15 protein-coding genes and 2 pseudogenes are annotated in these 20,256 nt (G+C 68.5%); 14 read left to right on the top strand and 3 right to left on the bottom strand.

Annotated elements, in window-relative coordinates:
• Nucleotides 1-140: 140 nt before the first annotated feature.
• The 10 genes from ssd (at nt 141) to F8566_RS08790 (ending at nt 8,179) form a co-directional block, all read left to right on the top strand.
• Entirely contained in the window at nt 141-1,223 is a 1,083-nt protein-coding gene (gene ssd / locus F8566_RS08835) for a septum site-determining protein Ssd (protein WP_151559431.1), read from the top strand.
• 39 nt (nt 1,224-1,262) lie between these two features.
• The gene (locus F8566_RS08830; RefSeq protein WP_151559430.1) at nt 1,263-2,441 is read left to right on the top strand and encodes a TadA family conjugal transfer-associated ATPase; all 1,179 of its coding nucleotides are present in this window, start codon (nt 1,263-1,265) and stop codon (nt 2,439-2,441) included.
• Nucleotides 2,438-3,202: a type II secretion system F family protein gene (locus F8566_RS08825; protein ID WP_225992973.1), complete on the top strand. Its 765-nt coding sequence runs from the start codon at nt 2,438-2,440 to the stop codon at nt 3,200-3,202. Before F8566_RS08830 ends, F8566_RS08825 begins: the two co-directional genes overlap by 4 nt.
• The gene (locus F8566_RS52610; protein ID WP_318836396.1) at nt 3,144-3,986 is read left to right on the top strand and encodes a type II secretion system F family protein; all 843 of its coding nucleotides are present in this window, start codon (nt 3,144-3,146) and stop codon (nt 3,984-3,986) included. Before F8566_RS08825 ends, F8566_RS52610 begins: the two co-directional genes overlap by 59 nt.
• Nucleotides 3,987-4,072: 86 nt before the next feature.
• The gene (locus tag F8566_RS08815) at nt 4,073-4,678 is read left to right on the top strand and encodes a DUF3592 domain-containing protein (RefSeq protein ID WP_151559429.1); all 606 of its coding nucleotides are present in this window, start codon (nt 4,073-4,075) and stop codon (nt 4,676-4,678) included.
• A gap of 407 nt (nt 4,679-5,085) precedes the next feature.
• Complete coding sequence (locus tag F8566_RS08810) at nt 5,086-5,277, top strand: DUF4244 domain-containing protein (RefSeq protein ID WP_404800278.1); 192 nt, start codon at nt 5,086-5,088, stop codon at nt 5,275-5,277.
• On the top strand, nt 5,274-5,639 hold the full coding sequence (locus F8566_RS52605) for a TadE family type IV pilus minor pilin (RefSeq protein ID WP_151559428.1): 366 nt from the start codon (nt 5,274-5,276) through the stop codon (nt 5,637-5,639). Before F8566_RS08810 ends, F8566_RS52605 begins: the two co-directional genes overlap by 4 nt.
• 50 nt (nt 5,640-5,689) lie before the next feature.
• Entirely contained in the window at nt 5,690-6,088 is a 399-nt protein-coding gene (locus F8566_RS08800) for an Rv3654c family TadE-like protein (protein WP_225992972.1), read from the top strand.
• A 193-nt stretch (nt 6,089-6,281) separates the two neighbouring features.
• Nucleotides 6,282-7,586, top strand: a complete 1,305-nt coding sequence (locus F8566_RS08795) for a hypothetical protein (RefSeq protein ID WP_151559427.1) — start codon at nt 6,282-6,284, stop codon at nt 7,584-7,586.
• Between the two features lie 218 nt (nt 7,587-7,804).
• On the top strand, nt 7,805-8,179 hold the full coding sequence (locus tag F8566_RS08790) for a hypothetical protein (protein ID WP_151559426.1): 375 nt from the start codon (nt 7,805-7,807) through the stop codon (nt 8,177-8,179).
• A gap of 271 nt (nt 8,180-8,450) precedes the next feature.
• Here the strand turns inward: F8566_RS08790 and F8566_RS08785 are convergent.
• A pseudogene (locus F8566_RS08785) lies at nt 8,451-10,559 on the bottom strand (Zn-binding domain-containing protein); the annotation flags it as partial.
• Nucleotides 10,560-10,946: 387 nt separating this feature from the next.
• Nucleotides 10,947-11,234: pseudogene (locus F8566_RS52835) on the bottom strand (DEAD/DEAH box helicase); the annotation flags it as partial.
• Nucleotides 11,235-11,476: 242 nt separating this feature from the next.
• On the opposite strand from F8566_RS52835, the gene F8566_RS08780 reads away from it, so the two are divergent.
• The 4 genes from F8566_RS08780 to F8566_RS08765 all read left to right on the top strand — a co-directional run bounded on the left by F8566_RS08780 (nt 11,477) and on the right by F8566_RS08765 (nt 17,567).
• Nucleotides 11,477-11,830 carry an STAS domain-containing protein gene (locus tag F8566_RS08780; protein ID WP_151559424.1) on the top strand — a complete coding sequence of 118 codons (354 nt, stop codon included), beginning with the start codon at nt 11,477-11,479 and terminating at the stop codon, nt 11,828-11,830.
• 10 nt (nt 11,831-11,840) lie between these two features.
• Nucleotides 11,841-12,281, top strand: a complete 441-nt coding sequence (locus tag F8566_RS08775) for an ATP-binding protein (protein WP_151559423.1) — start codon at nt 11,841-11,843, stop codon at nt 12,279-12,281.
• 1,981 nt (nt 12,282-14,262) lie between these two features.
• Complete coding sequence (locus F8566_RS08770) at nt 14,263-16,737, top strand: sodium-translocating pyrophosphatase (RefSeq protein ID WP_225992971.1); 2,475 nt, start codon at nt 14,263-14,265, stop codon at nt 16,735-16,737.
• 365 nt (nt 16,738-17,102) lie between these two features.
• A complete protein-coding gene (locus F8566_RS08765; protein WP_151559422.1) occupies nt 17,103-17,567 on the top strand; it encodes a SixA phosphatase family protein in 465 nt (154 codons plus the stop codon).
• Between the two features lie 60 nt (nt 17,568-17,627).
• Here F8566_RS08765 and F8566_RS08760 read toward each other — a convergent pair whose 3' ends face one another.
• Nucleotides 17,628-19,895: an FUSC family protein gene (locus tag F8566_RS08760; protein WP_151559421.1), complete on the bottom strand. Its 2,268-nt coding sequence runs from the start codon at nt 19,893-19,895 to the stop codon at nt 17,628-17,630.
• Nucleotides 19,896-20,256: the final 361 nt, after the last annotated feature.

Here is a 20,256-nt window from a genome sequence, read left to right as displayed (position 1 = left end):
CCGCTGCCCGCCCGCGCTGGGCGGGGAGGTTGCTGATCGGAGGTCGGCCGCCGAGCGGTTATCCACAAGTTGGGGAAGGTCTTCCGATCATTGGGCTCGGGGCCGCATGGTGATGGTCTTCGCGAGACGAGGAGCCCCCCATGGCCAGTCCGGCAATGATCGTTTCAGCCGATCCAGCGATCGTCGATGACCTGCTACGACTCGCCGCCGCTGCGGCAGCCCCGGTCGAGGTCGCCCGTGAGGTCGACCATGCCCGGCCGACCTGGCACACCACATCGTTGGTGCTGGTCGGCACCGACTTGGCGAAGGACCTTGCGGAGACACCGCTCCAGCGGCGTTCCGGCGTCGTCCTTGTGGCGCCCTGCACGGACACCGAGGAGGTCTACAAACTGGCCGTACAGATCGGTGCCCAGGACCTCGCGGAGCTGCCGCGTGACGAAGCGTGGCTGATCGACGCGCTGGCCACTGCGGCGGAGCCAACCAACGGCTATGGCACGACGATCTGCGTGACGGGCTCGGTCGGTGGTGCGGGAGTCAGCGTCCTGTCCGCTGGTCTCGGCCTGAACGCCGCGCGCCAGGGCCTACGGACGCTACTCATCGACGGCGATCCACTCGGAGGCGGCCTCGACCTGGTGCTGGGGCTGGAACATCACGACGGCGCCCGCTGGCCGGACTTCGCCGACCGCCGCGGCAGACTGAGCGTGGCCACCCTCCGCGAGGCGCTTCCCAGTCTCGGTGATCTGTCCGTTCTCTCCTGGCAGCGCAAGGAACCGGTGCCGGTTTCCGAGGAAGCGGTCGGCTCCCTGATCGACGCGGCGGTACGCGGCTACGACCTGGTCGTCGTCGACGTTCCGCGGTATGTGGGCGAGCTCGGCCGGACGGCCCTTCGCGCCGCCGACGCCACCTTTCTCCTCGTACCCGCCGAAGTACGGGCCACGATGGCCGCCGAGCTGTTCGCGTCCATGCTGCGCAAGGACACCGCCGACCTACGCCTGATCGTCCGCAGCCCAGCCCCGGGCGGGCTCACGCCCGGAGTGATCGCAGAAGCGCTGGACCTGCCGCTGGCGGGTCTGCTCGAACGTGACCGCCGCCTACCCGCCGCCCTGGACCAGGGCGATTTCGTACGGGCCACCCGCCGCGGCCCCTTATCCGAATTCTGCTCCGGCCTCGTCTACGACCTGGGCCTCCAACCAAGCGAGCGGACAACCGAAGAGGCCGCATGACCCAGCGTCCATGACCATTGACGAAAGCGGGGTAGCGGTGTGCGAAGGCTTTCTGACGCCGTACGAGATCGGCTTGCGGATGCGGGTGGGGAGCCCACTGCCGGGCAGGTCGCGGCGGCCTTGCGCGCGGAGGAACGGTTGCTAGGCGATCGTGAGGTTTTGGCGTTATCGGATGAGTTGCGTGCGGAGTTCGTCGGAGCCGGCCCTCTCGAACCCCTACTGCGTGATCCAGAGATCACCGACGTTCTCGTGAACGGGCCCGACGAGGTTTGGGTTGACGCCGGCGAGGGGCTGGTCCGCACGTCGATGCGCTTTCCGGACGAGGCCACGCTTCGTCGGCTTGCCCAGCGGCTCACGGCCGCCGCAGGACGACGACTCGACGACGCCTCCCCGTACGCGGACGCTCGTTTACCGGGCGGCGTGCGCCTGCACGCCGTTCTGCCACCCGTTTCCGCCAATGGCACCTGCCTGTCGCTGCGTCTACCACGCCGGCGTGCCTTCACCTTGGACGAGCTTGTCGCCGCAGGGGCCTTCCCGCCTGAGGGCGCCCAGTTGCTGGCCGCGTTGATCGCCGCCCGCGCCGCGTTCCTCGTCACAGGTGGAACGGGTACCGGCAAGACGACACTCCTCAGCTGCCTGCTCTCCAGGGCAGGCCCTGGTGAACGGCTGCTCCTGGTCGAGGACTCCGCCGAGCTGAGGCCCGACCACCCTCATGTCGTACGGCTGGAAGCGCGCCCTCCGAACGTCGAAGGGGCCGGAGGCGTCACGCTCCACGAGCTCGTCCGCCAGGCCCTGCGCATGCGTCCCGACAGGCTCGTGGTCGGAGAGGTTCGAGGCGCCGAAGTAGTGGATCTTCTGGCTGCGTTGAACACCGGACATGAGGGTGGTTGCGGGACCCTGCATGCCAATGCGGCTGCGGACGTCCCGGCCCGCCTTGAAGCTCTCGGCTGTGCGGCCGGCCTGAGCCGCGAAGCACTGCATAGTCAGCTCGCGGCGGCGCTGGACGTCGTCGTGCATCTCGTACGCGAGCCGGGGCGTCGCCGTCGAGTGGCCGAGATCTGCCTCCTGCGCCGACGCGCCGAGGGCCTGGTCGGTGTCGTCCCCGCGGTGTCGTTCACCCCGCAAGGTGCTCTCGTGGCGGCGACGGGTGCCGCCGCCCTCGCCACCCGCCTTGATCACCGCTGGACGCCCGATCCCGTTCGAACGGAGAGATCATGATCGGAGCGGCCGAGGCAGCGGCCCTCTTGGCTGCCGCTGCCGTCTGGATCCTGACCGGGCCGCCTCTGGCGGTCCTAAGGCTCGGGCTAGCCCGAAGGACACAAGGCGATTCCCTGCCGAGGCACAGCCTTGCGGGCGCCGCCAAGACCTGGGCAGCCGACATCAGAGCGCGCCGCCGGCTAGAACAGCTCTGGCGAACGAGTGTCATCGAGCTGTGCGACGGAATGGCCGCCGAACTCGCGGCGGGCCGTACGCCAGGAGAAGCGTTCACAGCGTCCGCCGCTGTTTTGGATCGTCGAGTCGCGGCCGAGCTGCTTTCGCCCGACTCAGGTGTCACGACTGCCAAGAGATTCCACGACAGCCCAGCCGACGAGCCATCCACCACCGATCGACTCGAACGCCTGGCCACAAGGCCAGGGGCAGGGGGCTTACGACTGCTTGCCGCCTGCTGGAGGATCGGCGCCGAGCGCGGAGGCACGCTCGCGACGGTTCTTGATGGGCTGGCGTCGGCCTTGCGCGATGAGGAAGCACAGCGCCAAGACGTGACCGCCCAACTGGCCGGTCCGCGAGCGACCGCACGTCTACTTGCCGGCCTTCCGCTGCTCGGCCTTGGAATGGCAGCCGCGCTGGGTGCCAATCCTCTGGCCTTCCTCTTTGGGACGCTCCCGGGCGCATGCTGTCTCGCCGTAGGCGTCGGCCTCGATGCGACAGGCCTCTGGTGGACCCAGCGCCTGGCTAAGGCCGCGGAGACATCCCGATGAAACAGCCAACCCAAACCCTGCGAGTGCCCGCGTGCTGATGCTCGCCGCAGCGCTGTGCATGGCTGCCTGCGGCTTCCTCCTTCCACGTCCGCCCCGACCGGCAGCCCGCAGGCTCAGCAGCCTGGTGCAGACATCCAGGCCCCACCCGGCGAACGAAGGCGCAGCACGCGCAACCAGCCACGACCTGAGAACCCGCCGGGTCGCAGCCGCCCTAGCCGGAATCGTCTGCGCGATCACCTTCGGCGGACCGGTGGGCCTGGTCGCCGGGATCCTCGTTGCCCTTATGGTCGACCGTTCGTTCGGCCGTTCGGAACGAAGCGAGCGCCGCCGCAGAACAGCCAGGATGGTCGTGGACCTCCCAGTGGCGGTCGATCTTCTGGCCGCGTGCCTGCGCGGTGGCTCGCCTTGGGGAGAAGCCGTAGAAGCTGTGGGGACGACCGTCGGCGGCCCCCTCGGCGAAGAGCTTCTAAGCGTCGTAGTCCAGATCAGATTGGGAGTGGACCCAGCTGTCGCATGGCTGGCCCTTGCCAAGGAACCCGCACTGGCCCCCTTGGCCCGTACCGCCGTTCGCGCAGCCAGCAGCGGCACCGCACTGGCACCCTCTCTGGCACGACTGGCAAGCGATCAGAGACGTGTGGCCCGGACCGCGGCGGCAGCCCGAGCCAGAGCGGCAGGTGTACGCGCCGTCGCCCCTCTGGGCCTGTGCTTCCTACCCGCCTTCATGCTGCTGGGCGTGGTGCCCGCCATAGCCGGGATCGCCTCCACGATCCTCCTGCCTTGGTGAAGCGCACGTCCGCGAAACACTCGACATCTCACGTCGCCCAAGTTGTCCACAGAAAAACGCTCACCTAGGCGAGGCGGTTACGTTGCATGCTCGGGCCAGGCGCGGAAGTCGCCGTCCGTACGCGGACGCGCTTTCACCTGGTCTCGCGGCAACGGATCTTCGAAGACGCGCGTCTCACCTGCATGGGAAAAAGTAGACGGGGGCGCACGGCGCAAATCATCGGGTACCTTCTCGGTGCTGTACTGCTCGGGGTCCTGGCCTTAGTCAACTTCGCGAGCGAGTTCGGCCTGCAACGGAGCGGGATCGATGTTTCCGCCAAGGTCATCAGCGTCGACCGCAGCAAGTACGGCCACCTCGAAGTCCAATTCACCACCCGGACCGAACGGACCATACGCGCGAAGATCAGCAACAATCAGTGGAACGGTCGACTCCCCGGCGCCGGTGAGACCATCAAGGTCCGCTACAGCCCCGCCGACCCCGGCGGCTCCGTACTCCAGGCCAACCGCAATGCGTTCGACAGGTACTGGTTGGTCGTCATATTCGGTGGCGGCAGCCTCGTCTTCTTTTACGTCGCGAGTCGCTCCATCCGCCGCACACGGCCCATTGCGATCCCTGCCGAGTTCGCCGTTCTGCCGGACGGGGACGCCACTGCCACCTGGCCGGACGGCCGCAAGGGCTCGGCTGGCCTCTGAGCTGGCGCAGCGTCCCTATGACCTGCGGCACGGCAACGCCTCCCTCCTGCTCAACAGCGGAGTCCCGGCCACCGAGGTAGCCCCGGCGGCTCGGTCACTCCGTCGCGATGCTCCACACCACCTATGCGCACTGGTTCGAGGGGCTCGAAGCACTCGGCAACCAACGCGTAGACGCTGGCCTGTCCGAACACCGGGCCGCTGACCAGCCAAAACCCAAACGGTGGGCCAGCCGCGGGCCAAAACGGCGACCAGCAAAGCGCCTGACCGTGTTCGCCCTGGTCACAGCGCCAGACAGGCGGGGCGAACGTTATCCACAGAATCACGTTCACTTGTTGGTCCGAAGCGAGTTGCCGCAGCCTGGAGATGGGCGCGATCGAGCGCCCTCACCAACGAAGGAAGGACCTCAGATGGGCGCGATGAAGACAGTGGTGCGGCGATGGCGACGCAGCGCGCGAGACCTGGGGATGTCGACGGCGGAGTACGCCGTCGGCACGGTGGCCGCAGCTGCGTTCGCCGGGCTGCTGTTCAAGATCGTAACGAGTCCGGACGTCAGAACCCTTCTGTTAGGGATCATCAAGCGGGCCCTGCAACTCGGATGACCGGGTCACACCGTGATCGCGGGTCGGTCACGGCGGAGATCGCAGTCGCGCTGCCAGGGCTGGTGCTGATCACGGTGGCCGCTCTCTGGGGCGTCTCGGTCGCCTCCGTTCAGCTCGCGTGCACCGATGCCGCGCGCAGCGGAGCACGGGCAGCCGCTCGCGGGGAACCACCACCGGCCGTACGCCAGTTCGTCGCCCGTGCACTGCCCACAGGAGCGGCAGTCGAGGTGACCCGAAAGGGTGACCAAACCCAGGTCGACGTGACGGTCCAGGTCCGGGCGCCAGCGCCCACTGGCCTTGCCCCGCTCACAGTTCGCGCACGCGCCACCGCCGTAACAGAACCCGGCGTAGTCACCCCATAAACAAGCCGGTCCCACTCAATCAGGGGGCTGGGGCTGAGAGGAGTGTTGAGGTGGCGGAGGGACAGAGGGCGTGGGGGTGGAGCGGGTGGAGGGCAGATCGTGGATCGGGGGTGGTGTGGGTTGTGGGCTTCATGGCGGTGGTCTGGGTGGTTGCCGTTACCGCCATGACGGTGGGGAGCGTGCGGGTGGCTCGGCACCGGGCGGATGCTGCTGCTGATCTCGCGGCGTTAGCGGGTGCGGCCCGGGTGGCGGAGGGGAGCGGCGCCGCGTGCCGGGCGGCGGACGCCGTTGCGGCGAAGTCGGGAGCCCGGCTGTCGGGCTGTCGAGTCCGGGGCAGAGTTGTCGAGATATCGGTGACGGTGGTGCTCAGGGTGCCTATTGGGACTGATGTTCTGCGGGTGTCCTCCCGGGCCAGGGCTGGTCCTGTGGGGCCGGAAGACGTACTCTGATTATTGAACGGGTTGCCAATAGATGGCCTGCTCCCTCTTTGTCACCTTTCCGTTACGTTCGCTACCGGGTAGTACGTTACGCTGCCGTAAGCCCAGAGGTATCACGAGACACGGCGGCTGCACTCGCCCCCCGAGGCCGGCCAGGCTCCTCGGGCACGGCGAAAGCGCGCCGTTCGATGGAGGGATTTGCTCCGTGACCAGGATTCGCAGGGTCGGTGCGGTCGTTCTCGCGACTGGATCTGCCGTCCTGGGCCTGCCCTTGTCCGTGGAGGCCGCGACGACCAGCGTGCTGTCGCCGAGCAACGGCTCGGTGATCCGGAGCGGTTCGTCGGTGACCGCCAGGGCTCACTTCGACTTCGCGATCTCGATGGAGCTCCGCGTCAAGACGCCCGGTGGGGGCGACACGTTCCTCACCAAGAAGGGTGTCACGGGGGACATGTCGGCCCCTATCCATCTGGAGCGCAACGGTCGTTACACCGTCTATCTCGTGGGCCGGCCGAGCAACCACGTGTACGACTCCAACACGTTCACCGTGGCCATCCCGCCGGCGAGGCCCAGCGGAGTGTCGGCTTCGATCTCGGGCAGCAAGCTGAACGTCAGCTGGAACCTGGGTCTTGAGAACGATCTCTCTGGTTATTCGGTCAAGGCGGGCGGCGTCGGCTCCACGTCGGGGTCGGCAGGCAAGTTCTGTTCCGGGACCAGCTGCTCGACAAGCTTCACCCTGCCCAACGGGACCACCGGGAGCGTTCCGGTGAGCGTCACGGCCAAGCGGTCCAGTGGTACGGGCGGCTCGGTCTCCTCGGGTGCGGCCTCGACCAGTGCCAACGCCGGTGGTGGTGGTGGCTCGACGACGCCACCTCCGGGTTCGAGCGTTCCCACGCCTCCTCCGGGAACGGGGCCAAACCCGTCCGGCGCGCCGCTGACCCCGTTCAACAACGAGTCACCGCTCACGCTGCCCTCCGTACAGCCCTATGGGGCGACGCCAGGGTTCACCTATCCGACGCCGCAGGTGCTCGACCAGGGCAACACCAAGGCTCAGCGCGCCTCCGCCACCAGCAGCCTGCAGTGGGGCAAGAGCGTGGGGATCGCGCTGATCCTGCTGGTCATTGCCGCTCATCTCGGTACTTGGACGCGTCGCCTTCGGGTTGCGCAGGCGGGTATGAGCACTAAGGGCATGGCTGCGCGGATGGCTCGCGGTGGTACCGGACGCAAACGGGTCAGCAGGGCGCGGCAGCGGATTGCCCGTGCCGAGGCTGTGGCGAAGACCAGCACGAAGACCAGCACGAAGACCAGCACGATGCCCGTGCCCGGTGGACGTGGAGACACGGCTGTGCTCACGCCGCCAGCGCCCAACGTGGCGAGCGGCAGGTACGCGGTGAAGCGTCGTCCGGCCACGCTCAGCAAGCGGTCTGGCGGCGTCGACGTCCAGATTGCCAAGCCGTCCCCTGAGGCGGGCCCAAATGGGCGTCGCGTCGGCCGTCGGCGTAAGGGCAAGTAGGGAACAGTCTTCGGCGCTTCGCTTGCCTTGTGTGCAGGTGCGGTGAGGCCTGTGTTCCGTGTTGCGAAGAACGGGCGGTCTCGGGCTGGTGGGGTTCGCCGGCGTTCGTTCGGATCCACGATCGGTGAAGTTGTGGCGGCCTTTTTGTTGAAGGTCTAGGCTCCCTAACCAGCTGAGATCTGCCTGATCGCCCGGATTGTCGAGAGGAGATCCTCCGCATGATGTTCCTGGGTCTGGCCTTGGCGGTCGCCGCCATCGTGGTCGCCGCGGCCGTTGTCATGGACAACACCGGAGACGCCCAGATCAGTGCGTTCGGCGACACCGTGCCAGGCATCACGTCCGAATGGCAGGTCTTCTTGGCGGGTGCAGTGGTCGCCATTCTGTTCATGGCGGGCATGACCATAGCGGCGTTCGGATTCAACCGTTCCGTACGGATACGCCGCGAGCTGCGGGACCTGCGCGAGGAGCACGAAGAGTCGATCCACACCCTCGAACTGGAGAAGCGCCAACTCCAGCGCGAGCTGGCCCGGGTCCGGCAGGCCGCCGCTCCGAACGGGGCCGATCCTGGTCGTTCCGTTCCTTCATCTCGCTAGCCCACTGGGCCTTCTCAGGGTTTTGTATCGAGTCCCTGCCGAGGATGCAGCGTTCGCCACTCGTCATATGCCCAAAAGTGCAGCCCGGGGGCGTTGAAGCCTCTTGGGCTAGGAGGCGCCTGGGCAAGGAGGCGCCTGGGCAAGGAGGGGCTCGGGTTAGGAAGCGCCCTGGGCTAGCGGGCTCGGGTTAGGAAGGGGCTCGGGTTAGGAAGGGGCTCGGGTTAGGAAGGGGCTGGATTACGAGGGGGCTCGGATTAGGAGGGGGCCTGGGTTAGGAGGGGGCTTGGCGGAGGAGTTCGGCTAGGAGGATTAGGGCGCCGGTCTTGTCCAGGGGGTCGTTGCCGTTACCGCACTTGGGTGACTGGATGCACGACGGGCAGCCGGAGTCGCACTCGCAGGATTCGATCGCGTTGCGGGTGGCGCGGAGCCATTCGGTAGCGTCGGAGTAGCCGCGTTCGGCGAAGCCTGCGCCGCCCTCGTGGCCGTCGTACACGAAGACCGTCAGCAGTCCCGTGTCGGGATGGACGGCGGTGGAGACGCCGCCGATGTCCCAGCGGTCGCAGGTCGCGAACAAGGGGAGCAGGCCGATCGAGGCGTGCTCGGCCGCGTGGGCCGCGCCGGCCAGGTCCAGGTCCCCGAACGAATCGATCTGCTCCTCGGAGAGCGTCCACCACACCGCGCGTGTGCGAAGGGTGCGCGGTGGAAGATCGAGGGGCTTTTCGCCGAGCATCTCGCCGGTCTGCGTCCGGCGCATTTGGTACGCGACGACTTGGCGAGTGACGTCGACTGTGCCGAAGCAAAGTGTCGCTTCGCCCCAGGCGGTCGTACGGAGGCGTTCGACGATGGTGATGTCGGTGATGTCGCGCGCGGTGGTCGAGTAGTCCGGCTCTGCGGGTTCGACGAGGGCGACCGAATCGTCGAGGTCCAGGGTCTGGACGATGAACGATTCGCCCTGATGGATGTAGACGGCGCCCTCGTGGACCGTGGTGTGCGCCGACGCCTCGTCCACGGTGCCGAGCAGCCGCCCGGTGGCGGCCTCGACGACCTGGATGGGGGCGCCGCCGGCGCCGCGGATATCGGCCAGGTCGGCGGCCCTGTCCCGGCGCGTCCAATACCAGCCGGCCGGTCGGCGCCGCAGAAAGCCCCGGCGCACGAGGTCGGAGAGGAGATCGGCGGTGGACGGGCCGAAGAGCTCGGTGTCCGCTTCAGTGAGGGGAAGTTCGGACGCGGCCGCGCAAAGGTGCGGTTCGAGGACGTACGGGTTGTCGGGGTCGAGCACGGTGGCTTCGACCGGCGTACCGAAGATCGCCTCGGGGTGGTGGACGAGGAAGGTGTCGAGCGGATCGTCCCGGGCCACCAGGATGGCGAGCGCTGACTGGCCGGACCGCCCGGCTCGCCCGGCCTGCTGCCAGAGCGAGGCGCGTGTGCCCGGCCAACCGCAGACCAGGACCGCGTCCAGGCCGGAGACGTCCACTCCGAGTTCGAGGGCGTTGGTGCTGGCGAGCCCCACGACCGATCGTGCACGGAGGGCGGCTTCGAGCGCGCGACGTTCCTCAGGGAGATATCCGGCGCGGTAGGCCGCGACTTGGTCGGACAGTTGCGGGGCCACCTCGCCAAGCGCGCGCTTGGCACTGAGGGCGACCGATTCCGCGCCACGTCTGGACCGTACAAAGGCAAGCGTCTGAACGTCCTCAACCACCAGATCGGCGAGGAGATCAGCTGTCTCTGCGGTGGCCGTGCGCCGTACGGGAGCGCCGTGTTCGCCGCGCAGGTCGGTGAGCGGTGGTTCCCAGAGGGCGAACGTGGCGGGGCCGCGAGGCGAGGCGTCATCGGCGACGGCGACCACGTCCAGTCCGGTCAGGTGGGAAGCGGTGGTCGCGGGCTCGGAGGTGGTCGCCGAGGCGAGGATGAAAACGGGCGACGATCCGTACCGCGCGCAGATCCGCCGCAGCCGGCGCAGCACCTGCGCCACGTGCGACCCGAAGACACCCCGGTAGCCGTGCGCCTCGTCGATGATCACGTACTGCAGGCGCCGGAAGAACGCGGTCCAGCGGGAGTGGGACGGCAGCATCGAACGGTGCAGCATGTCGGGGTTGGTGAGCACGTAGTTGGCGTGCTGCCGTACCCAGGTGCGCTCGTCCGGTGGGGTGTCCCCGTCGTATGTCGCCGCACGTACGCGAGTCAGGCGCAACGCCCGCAACGCTCGCAGCTGGTCGGCGGCAAGCGCCTTTGTCGGGGAGAGATAGAGCACCGTGCCCTCGGGCGGGCGCCTTATGGCTTGGTTCCCGGATCTGGTCGCGGCACCGGAAGGTGCGTTGGCGCCTAGGCCCGCTGCTTTGCCTCCAGCGCCCGCTGGGGATCGGGAAGATGCGTCGGCGCCTTTGTCTTCTGCTTTGGCGGCTGCACCCGCTGCGGATCCGGAAGACGCGTTGGTGCCCTGGCCAGTTGCTGTGCCTGCTGCTTCCGTGTGAGCGGCTGCGTCCGCCGCTTTGGTTTCTGGGTCCGCTGGCGCGTTGGCTGGAGCGGTCGCGCCCGCTGCTGTGCTCGCTTGAGCCAGTGGGTCCGGCGTTGCGGCCCCGGAGGATTCGGAATCGGACCTGCTGTTGGGGGCGGACAGCTCTTCGCCGGACGTTGCCGGCGGGACGATTCGTTCGCCGTGCGTGGATTTGGCGCTGGTCCCAGAGCCTGTTTGTGCCGAAAGCTGTTCGCCTGTGGCTGAATGAGCGGCCGAGATATTGGCGACAGAAGCCTCTTCGCCGTAGATCGCGGCGATGGCCGGGAGCAGATAGGCCAGCGATTTTCCGGATGCGGTGCCTGTGGCGATGATCACAGAACGGCCGGCGTGGGCGTGCTCCGCCGCGGTGGCCTGGTGCTCCCAGGGAGCCTCGATGCCCGCGGCGGTCAACCTGTCGACCAGCAGTTGCGGGGCCCAGCTCGGCCATGCCGCGCGACGTCCCTGACGTGCGGGAACACGCTCGACATGGGTGATGCGATCGCGACGCGTGGGGTCGGCGAGAAGCCGTTCGAGAGCGGTGCGAGATCTTTGAGGGGACATCAGGTTTTCAGTCTGCCAGTCTGGGCAGAAACCCGGGAACGCCCCGGCGTTGGAGCTCCCCTGCCCCCCTGCCCTGAAAGGCAGACCAGCAGGTCAGATGGGATCGCGCGAACTTTCGCCCGAGTGGGCGATAACGCGCGTACGCGGCGCCGGAGCGTGATTGAAGCACGGCGGAGTCTCGTTGCCCCCGAACCGCCGGGGGATATGGGATCAGAGTTTTGCAGTGCGGCGCTGGAGGATCTGTGGACCTGAAGGTGAACGACTACACCACTGACGATGGCCTCACGGTCATCAATGTGGAGGGCGAGATCGACGTCTACACGGCGCCGAAGCTTCGCGAGAAGCTCATCGACCTGGTCAACAAGGGCAAGTTCCACCTCCTTGTGGACATGGAGAAGGTCGAGTTCCTCGACTCCACCGGCCTCGGTGTGCTCGTGGGCGGTCTCAAGCGGGTGCGCGCGCACGACGGCTCGCTGGAGTTGGTGTGCACGCAGGAGCGCATCCTCAAGATCTTCCGGATCACGGGGTTGACCAAGGTCTTCGGCATTCACGACTCGATCGCCGAAGCGCAGGAGAAGCGCAAGGGCGCCAAGTAGCGGTCGGCAGATGGCGACCGTTGAGCTCTCTTTCAGCGCGCTGCCGGTACACGTCCGGACGGCTCGGCTGATCGTCACGGCTGTGGCTCGCCGCAGCGGCGTGGCCGAGGCCCTTCTCGACGAGGTACGGCTCGCGGTAGGCGAGGCCTGCTCCCGTGCCGTTGAGGCACATCGCAGGCACTGCCCGGACGAGCCGGTGCGGTTGGAGTTGAACGGTGCGGGGAGCCGGTTCGAGGTCGTGGTGAGCGACACCGTTCCGGGTGATGACGCCGCGGGCGGCCTTCCCCCGGCCGCGGCGTCCGACGAAACCGACTTCCTTCTCGATGACGGCGCCGCGGAGCTCGGCTTGGCCGTCATCGCCGGCCTGGCCGACGATGTGGAGATCGAGTCGACCCCCAAGGGCGTTCAGATCCGGATGAGCTGGCCCGCCCAGGCAGCCGCTCCGGCCTGAGCCGGAACAGACCCGAAACCAGAGGCCCCGCCACCAGCGGGGCCTCTGCCATGTCCAGCCCTCCGCCTACCTGAGAGCAGCGACAGGCCAGCTGAACGGGCCGTCCGGCTCGGCCTGGTGGTGGTGCGGTCAGACCGGTGCCCACGTACCAGCGCATGAACGACGACCGCCCCTGGACCTGCCACGCGCCGGCCCCAGCCCCGCCTCGTCAGCTCTGCGGCCACGTCTTGTGGGTTTGCGGCCCCGCCATACGGCTTGGTGCAACACCTGGCTCCGAGGGGTGTTGCTGTGACCAAGGCGCGTAGCCCGTCTGGGAATCGTGGGCCCGCGCGGCTTGCGGACAGACGTGATCAATACCTTCGGCTCATGGCGCAGGAATGAGCAACTCTGCTGCATGCCGCGAGGTGGGATCAACCGCAGAATGCGGCACTCGCTGAAGGTATGGACGCAAGGAGGGCGACTCAACCGCAGGCGAGCGTGTCCATGCACCGATCTGAGAGCAGCACCACACCAGCGCCATCTCGGCGCGGTTCCCGTCCGAGGACGAGCGGATCGTCATCGCCGACATGCCCCGGGCGGCCTGCTGGCGCACCTGCCGCGTCGCCCGCGGGCATGCGCTCTTGATGGCTGTCCGGCCGCCCGGCGAGGAGGAGGACGCGGCCTGGCCGACGGAGGCCTGGTTGCCGCCGCTTGGGTGAGCCGCAGTGTCCGCATCGGCACAGGCGGGTGGTGGGAGCCGCTGGGGTACTCGGTCGCGCGTCCAGGCGGATGCGGCTGCCGGGGTGTTCGGTCGTGTGTCCAGGCGGGGGCGGCTGCCGGGGTGTTCGGTCGTGTGTCCAGGCGGGGGCGGCTGCCGGGGTGTTCGGTCACGTGTCCAGGCGGATGCGGCTGCCGTGGTGTTCGGTGTGTTCGGGCGGGTGCGGGGATCGATCGAGTGGGGTTGATGTGCGGCCGCGCGGGTGGAAGGAGGCTCAGCTTGTCTGGTAGGTCCCGCTGTGTTCGGCGGTTGGGCGTGGGCTCAGGGATTTCTCGCGTGGGGAGCGTGCGGTTCTTGTGGGGAGGCCGGGCGCCATTCTGTTGAACGCACTCGCGCGCCGTCCGTCAGGTGCCTTGGCAGGGATCAAGTAGGTGGCCGCGGTTGGGGCGAGGTTGGTCTGACCGCCGTTCAGCCGATCTCCCGGCGAGCGGCTCGGCCGGGCCTCATGCATCGACTCCGGCTGGCCGTTCCTCTGCGTCAGGCGGAACAGGTCGACTCCGGCTGGCCGTTCCTCTGTGTCAGGCGGAACAGGTCGACCACGGCTGGTTCTGAGGACGGCAAGTCCGAGTGCGGGTGGCAGGTCTGTGAGTCTGCCTGCCGACGTACGGCCGGTCTTGCTGCCGGGGAGCCTGGCCGCCATTTGCCGCCCGCCCTGTAAGGGGCACGGCGTGTGGGTGCGGAGCCGGGGAGTCAGAGGCGGGTTGGGGTTGGGCGTCAGGGGTTCGGGGCTGTGGCGTGGGTCGGTTACGGAGGAGCGAAGTGGGGGCGGTGTGACGATTGTGACTAAAGGGGCCCCGATGATCTATCGGGAAAGGGGTTATGGGATCGTCTTCCGAGTCGATCTTCAAACTTGATTTGGGTCAGTAGGTAATTACTGTTATCGGCTGGCTGAAACCGGGATCGGGCGGTATGCGGGGTGTGCGCCTGGTTGTGGGTGGGGCATCCGGATCATGTCAAGATCGTTGGAGATAGAGTTGGCTGCCCGTGGGTGACCTGCGGAGACTCTGTTTCTCGGCACTTTCAGGTCAAATCGCGGCGTAAAGTCGATTGCTTTTTCATTTCGGCCTCATTAAGGAACCGACAGGCTTCTAATCCAGACGTGGCGTGCGTAGACTCCCGGCACCCGCGTTGCCGTAGTGAGGCCTAAATCGCCCTCCGCGGGGTACGCGGTAGAGATCGTCTTTTCGGCGATCGAAGATCGCACACCCCTGTCGAGGAGGACGGATGTCTGGGCTTTCCCTGTCAAGCCCGGCCAGCGCAGAAGTGGATCTTGGCGGCGGCGACCTCACGTTGGTCGTCGTCGTCGGAGTGGTCGCGCTGCTGGCACTGGCCGTCGCCGGAGGTCTGGTACGAGAGGTGCTGGCCGCCGGCCAGGGCACCGAGAAGATGCAGGACATCGCTCGGGCCGTCCAAGAAGGCGCAAGCGCCTATCTGAAACGCCAGTTCCGCACCGTCGCCATCTTCGTGGTGCTGATTCCGCTCGTACTGCTCCTGCTTCCTGCCGATTCGACCGGTGAACGGATCGGACGGTCGGTCTTCTTCGTCATCGGCGCCGCGTTCTCGGCCATCACCGGGTTCGCCGGCATGTGGCTCGCCGTGCGCGGCAACGTCCGGGTCGCCGCGGCCGCCCGCGAAGAAGGCGGCGAGAAGAAGGCGATGCGCATCGCCTTCCGTACCGGCGGCGTCGCCGGGATGTTCACGGTGGGCCTCGGGCTCTTCGGTGCCGCCGTGGTCGTGCTCGCCTACAAGGGCGACGCCCCGAAGGTCCTGGAGGGCTTCGGCTTCGGTGCCGCGCTGCTTGCGATGTTCATGCGAGTCGGCGGCGGCATCTTCACCAAGGCCGCGGACGTGGGCGCCGACCTCGTGGGGAAGGTCGAGCAGGGGATCCCGGAGGACGACCCCCGCAACGCCGCGACGATCGCCGACAACGTGGGCGACAACGTCGGTGACTGCGCCGGCATGGCGGCCGACCTGTTCGAGTCGTACGCGGTCATGCTCGTCGCCGCGCTCATCCTCGGCACGGCGGCGTTCGGCACCGAGGGGCTCGTGTTCCCCCTGATCGTGCCGATGATCGGTGTGATCACCGCCGTGATCGGGATCTTCGCGGTGGCGCCCCGGGACAAGGACCGCTCGGGCATGTCGGCGATCAACCGCGGCTTCTTCATCTCCGCGATCATCTCCGCGCTGCTCGTGGCCGTGGCCGCGTTCACCTACCTGCCGTCCTCGTTCGACGAGCTGAGCGGTGTCACCGACCAGGAGATCCTCGGCCTGGACGCCAACCCGCAGGTCGTCGCGCTCGGCGCGGTGATCATCGGCATCGTGCTGGCCAGCGCCATCCAGCTGCTGACCGGCTACTTCACCGAGACCAACCGCAAGCCCGTGAAGGAGGTCACCGACAGCGCCCGCACCGGTCCCGCGACGGTGATCCTCTCCGGCATCTCGCTCGGCCTGGAGTCCGCGGTCTACACCGCGCTCGTGATCGCCGGTGCGGTGTACGGGGCGTTCCTGCTGGGCTTCGGCAACACCACGGTCGCCCTGTTCGCGGTCGCGATGGCGGGCACCGGCCTGCTGACCACGGTCGGTGTGATCGTGTCCATGGACACCTTCGGCCCGGTCTCCGACAACGCGCAGGGCATCGCCGAGATGTCCGGCGACGTGGAGGGCGAGGGCGCCGCGGTGCTCGAACGCCTCGACGCGGTCGGCAACACCACCAAGGCGATCACCAAGGGCATCGCGATCGCGACGGCCGTGCTGGCGGCGACCGCGCTGTTCGGCTCGTTCCGTACGACCGTCGTCAGCGCGCTGTCCGACGCCTCCGACGACGCCAAGGACGCGCTGGGCGACTTCGCCACGTTCAACCTCTCCATCGACAACCCGAACGTGCTGATCGGGCTGATCATCGGTGCGGCCGTGGTGTTCTTGTTCTCCGGACTGGCCATCATGGCGGTCAGCCGGGCGGCGGGCCGGGTCGTGGTCGAGGTGCGCGAGCAGTTCCGCACCAAGCCCGGGATCATGGACTACACCGAGAAGCCCGACTACGACCGCGTCGTCGACATCTGCACCCGGGACGCCCAGCGCGAGCTGGCCACGCCGGGACTGCTGGCCATCATGACCCCGATCGCGGTCGGCTTCGCCCTCGGGTACGCGCCGCTCGGCGCGTTCCTCGGCGGCGCCATCGCGTGCGGCGTGCTCATGGCCGTTTTCCTCGCGAACGCGGGCGGCGCCTGGGACAACGCCAAGAAGCTCGTCGAGGAAGGCCACCTCGGCGGCAAGGGCAGCGAGGCCCATGAGGCCACCGTGATCGGCGACACGGTCGGCGACCCGTTCAAGGACACCGCCGGCCCGGCGATCAACCCGCTGATCAAGGTCATGAACCTGGTCGCCCTGCTCATCGCCGACGCCGTCGTGACGTACGCGGGCAACATCCCGCTGCGCGTCGGCGTCGCCGGGGGCGCGGTGATCGTCGTCATCGGCGCCATCGTGCTCTCCAAGCGCCGTGCCGACCCGATCGGCTCCGGCGAGGGCCAGCCGGCGGTCGTCGGCGGGACCACGACCGGCACCCTCCCCGGAGCCGGGACCGGCGGCGAGGTCGAGGCAGGCACCCCGGAGGCGTCGGCCACCGGGGACGCCGAGGCCGCGGAGACACCGCCCAAGCCGCGTTCCGACTCCGACCGCGAGTCATCCGCCAACAAGGCCTGACCACGGCCTGATCCGCAACGCAACCCGAAAGGGGCCGGTGGCACCCAGCCACCGGCCCCTTTTGCTGCGCCTCTGAGCAGAGGACGAGGGGGTGGTGGGTGGTGTCGGGGGCATGGAGGGGTGGCCGTACGCTGTACGCGGGCCCGGTCGAGCCGATGACGGGCCGGTGAGGCGTGGGCCTCGGTTGACGTTCCAGGACGGGAGGCGTGCGGTGAGCGACGGGAAGCCGACGATGTCGGGGCCCAAGGGGTTCGCCATCGTGCTTGGCGGGATGCTTGGGATCATGCTGGTTCTCTGGATGATCGGTGTGATGGTCGCCCCCTGACGAACCGCCACGGAATGGGCGCGGGGCTAGGGTGGCGGCTATGCCGACGCTCATCGTCCTTCGCCACGCCAAGGCCGTCGCGGGCCTTGGGCTCGCCGACATCGACCGTCCGCTCAACGACCGCGGCCGGCGGGACGCCGCGGCGACCGGTGAGTGGCTCCGGAAGAACGATCTGGTTCCTGATCGGGTCCTGTGCTCCACGGCGGTGCGGACGCGGGAGACCCTTGAAGGGCTCGCGCTCCAGAGCGAGGTGAGCTTCGAGCCCCAGATCTACGACAACGAGCCCGAGACGTTGCTGTCGCTCGTTCGCGAGGCCGGTGACGTACGGACGTTGTTGCTCATCGGGCACAACCCCTCGGTGCACCAGCTCGTGCACGACCTCACCCGCGACGCGCCCGACGCGTTCCCGACCTGCGCGCTCGCCGTCATCGAGTTCACCGTGCCCTGGGCCGAGGTATGGCCCGGGACCGGAACGCTCTCCTTGACCCGTACGCCCAAGGATTGACCTATATCACAAAGGTTGACCCGTGCACCAAGGATTGACCCGTACGCCAAGGATTGACCGCTATCGCGCGGAGGGGCCGGGATGGCCGGCGGCCAGACCCGAGTCGATCAGATCGGTGACGTCGCCGCGGAGGGCGCGCAGCGTGTAGCGGGCGCCGGAGACCTGGAGCAGGGCGTGGCGTAGCGGGGTGAAGGCGTCGGTCTCCACGCCCGCTTCGACCTCCGCGCGGCGCCTGCGTGTGATCTTGGTGAGGTACGTGTCGAGGGCGGCGAACCCCTCGTCGAGGCGGCGGTCGGGTTCCGAGGCGTCCGGCGGGCCGGGTTCGGGGTCGTCCAGTGTGGCGGCGGTCTCTTCGAGCAGGTCGGCGATGCGGTCCAGGATCTCGGGTACGGGGCCGCTTTCGATCTCCTGCTCGCGGGACATGCGGGCCACGGCGATGAGGTGGTCACGCACACGGTGGGCGGCTTCCGCGGTGGTTTGGAGGCGGGCGATGCGTTCGGTGTCGGGAACGTGTTCCTTGCCGAGGCGGTTGCGGGCTTCGGTGATGGCCTCGGTGGCGAGCTCGGCGGCCATGACCTTGTCGTGAGGCAGGCGTTCGTGCTCGTCCTGCACCACGGCGGCCGCCGCCCGCGCGAGGTCGGCGTGAGTGCTGACGAGGTGCCCGAGTTGAACGGGCAGCCGCTCGGCGTACCCCGTCGGCCACAACAGGCGGGACGCCAGCACGGTCAGGAGGGCGCCCGCGATCGTCAGGCCGATCCGTTCGCCGGCCGCGGTCCAGTCCGACGGCACGGAGAAGTCCATCAGCATCATCGCCAGCGGCGTCCCGAAGAGCGCCCAGTAGGTGAAGTTCACCGAGCGCAGGGTGAACGCGAGCAGCCCGAAGACGAAGAGCACCGCCGAGGCCACGACCTGTCCCGGCGCGAGAGCCAGGAGAACGGCGGCGATCGCGGAGCCGATCGCGGTGCCGCCCACTCGCTGCAGGACCAGTTCGACCGTGTCGCCGTACGTGTCGCGCATGGTCAGCAGGACGGTGATCGTCAGCCAGTGCCCGTGCGGCAGCTGGAGCGCCGCGGCGAGCGCCATCGCGACCGCGACCGCGAGGCTGAGCCGCATGACCTGCCTGAACGAGGGGGAGCGCGTCCGTACGGCCGTTCCGGCACGGTCCCAGAGTGAGGCCGGACCCGTGGTGCCGAGTGGCCGAGGCGGGGCGAGGCCCATCCGAAGACCGCCCGCGACGATCCGGCGAGCGGATTCCATGTTCGCCGCGAGGCGGTCGATCGAACGCCGGATCTGGCCGATCAGGGCGGCGGCGACAAGGTCCTCGTCGCCGGCGAGCCCGGCTCGCCGGATCACCTCGCTCTGCCTGCCGAGCCGGCGGATCGCCGCGGATTCGACGCTGCCGAGCGGGGTCTGGCCGGTCGTCTCGGTCGCTCCGGCCAGCAGGCGCAGCCGCGCCGCCAGCGCCGCGATCGCGACGTGCACCTCCATCTCCCACTCGCGTTGGGGCGGCCGCCGCCCTGCGGCCTCCACGAGCGCCCGCAACGCCACGGTCTCGTGCAGGATCCTGGCGAGCGCCTCGATCAGCCGCTCGGGACGGGTCTGCTCCTCGCGGCCGCCGCGGTAGAGCCCGTACGTCGTGCGCGCCGCCGTCAGAGCGCGGGACGCCGCCCGGCGGCGTTGCTCCCAGTCGGGCTTGTGCACGACCGCGGCGAGGTCGGGGTTGGTCAGGTCGACGGCGTTCAGGACGCTGGCGTCCGGTGCGCCGACGTCCTGGGCGACCGCGTCGAGCGCCTCGGCCACGGCCTCGGTCGCCTCCGACAGGGCCGTACGCAGCGGGCGCAACCGGAAGGCTGGCCACGGCACGAGCAGCAGCACGCTCACCAGAACTCCGCCGAGCAACTCCAGGAAGCCGTTGAACACCACGTCCTCGGCGCGTGGCCGGATGGCCGTCAGCAGGACCGCCAACCCGGCCGTGGGGCCGATCCAGCCGACCGCGCTCCCGAGAGCCACGATCGGCGGTATGACGGCGACCGCCAGCCAGATGTGCCCGCTCAGGTGACCGCCGATGGTCGCGCCGATCGCGACCACGATCGTGGCGGCCCCGAGGTTCCGGGCGCGCGCCCCGTACGGTCCCTCCGGCGCCCTCAGCGACACGACAAAGGCCCCGAGCGCGATCATCGAGCCCTGTGCGGCGTGGTCGGTCAGCGCGCCCACGAGGAGCGGTACGGCCATGGCGAGCGACGAGGCGAGCCCGTAGAAGGGCGCCGCCCGACCCTCGATCTTGGCGTACGCCTTGCGGGCACCCCGCAGCACCACTACCACCCCCACGTGAGGTCTCCCATCCCGATCACGATGTACCCGCGTTCTCCCCTACGACCACAAAAGCCCCGCCAACACCACCTTCCCCTCAATCGACATCAACCGGACAGAGCCATCCCGAGCGCCCTGGCGGCCGCTCGACGCCAGGCGTCCACGTGCAGTTGGTGATCGCCATCGACCGTGACCACTCGCCATGCCCAAGAAAGGAGTGCAGCCGGCCGCACGGAGCATCTGCGGCCGCGTACCCGGCAGCGAGGAACGCAGCAGGCCACCTGCCCTGAGATGTGAGGTCGTGGCGGGTGTGGTGGTGTCGTGTGGGCAGGGGCCTGGGCGGCTGTTATCCACGGCACCTCGGTGGTCGCGGCTGCCG

It is taken from the genome of Actinomadura rudentiformis, from assembly GCF_008923185.1.
Classification (GTDB): domain Bacteria; phylum Actinomycetota; class Actinomycetes; order Streptosporangiales; family Streptosporangiaceae; genus Spirillospora; species Spirillospora rudentiformis.
The sequence above is the reverse complement of the archived record's forward strand: the minus strand, read 5'-3'. Positions and strand labels throughout refer to the sequence as shown.

What these genes read in the sequence shown, in the direction of transcription:
- ssd (WP_151559431.1), top strand. Translation starts at nt 141, where the DNA reads ATGGCCAGTCCGGCAATGATCGTTTCAGCCGATCCAGCGATCGTCGAT.
- F8566_RS08825 (WP_225992973.1), top strand. Translation starts at nt 2,438, where the DNA reads ATGATCGGAGCGGCCGAGGCAGCGGCCCTCTTGGCTGCCGCTGCCGTC.
- F8566_RS52610 (WP_318836396.1), top strand. Translation starts at nt 3,144, where the DNA reads ATGCGACAGGCCTCTGGTGGACCCAGCGCCTGGCTAAGGCCGCGGAGA.
- F8566_RS08815 (WP_151559429.1), top strand. Translation starts at nt 4,073, where the DNA reads ATGCTCGGGCCAGGCGCGGAAGTCGCCGTCCGTACGCGGACGCGCTTT.
- F8566_RS08810 (WP_404800278.1), top strand. Translation starts at nt 5,086, where the DNA reads ATGGGCGCGATGAAGACAGTGGTGCGGCGATGGCGACGCAGCGCGCGA.
- F8566_RS52605 (WP_151559428.1), top strand. Translation starts at nt 5,274, where the DNA reads ATGACCGGGTCACACCGTGATCGCGGGTCGGTCACGGCGGAGATCGCA.
- F8566_RS08790 (WP_151559426.1), top strand. Translation starts at nt 7,805, where the DNA reads ATGATGTTCCTGGGTCTGGCCTTGGCGGTCGCCGCCATCGTGGTCGCC.
- F8566_RS08775 (WP_151559423.1), top strand. Translation starts at nt 11,841, where the DNA reads ATGGCGACCGTTGAGCTCTCTTTCAGCGCGCTGCCGGTACACGTCCGG.
- F8566_RS08770 (WP_225992971.1), top strand. Translation starts at nt 14,263, where the DNA reads ATGTCTGGGCTTTCCCTGTCAAGCCCGGCCAGCGCAGAAGTGGATCTT.
- F8566_RS08765 (WP_151559422.1), top strand. Translation starts at nt 17,103, where the DNA reads ATGCCGACGCTCATCGTCCTTCGCCACGCCAAGGCCGTCGCGGGCCTT.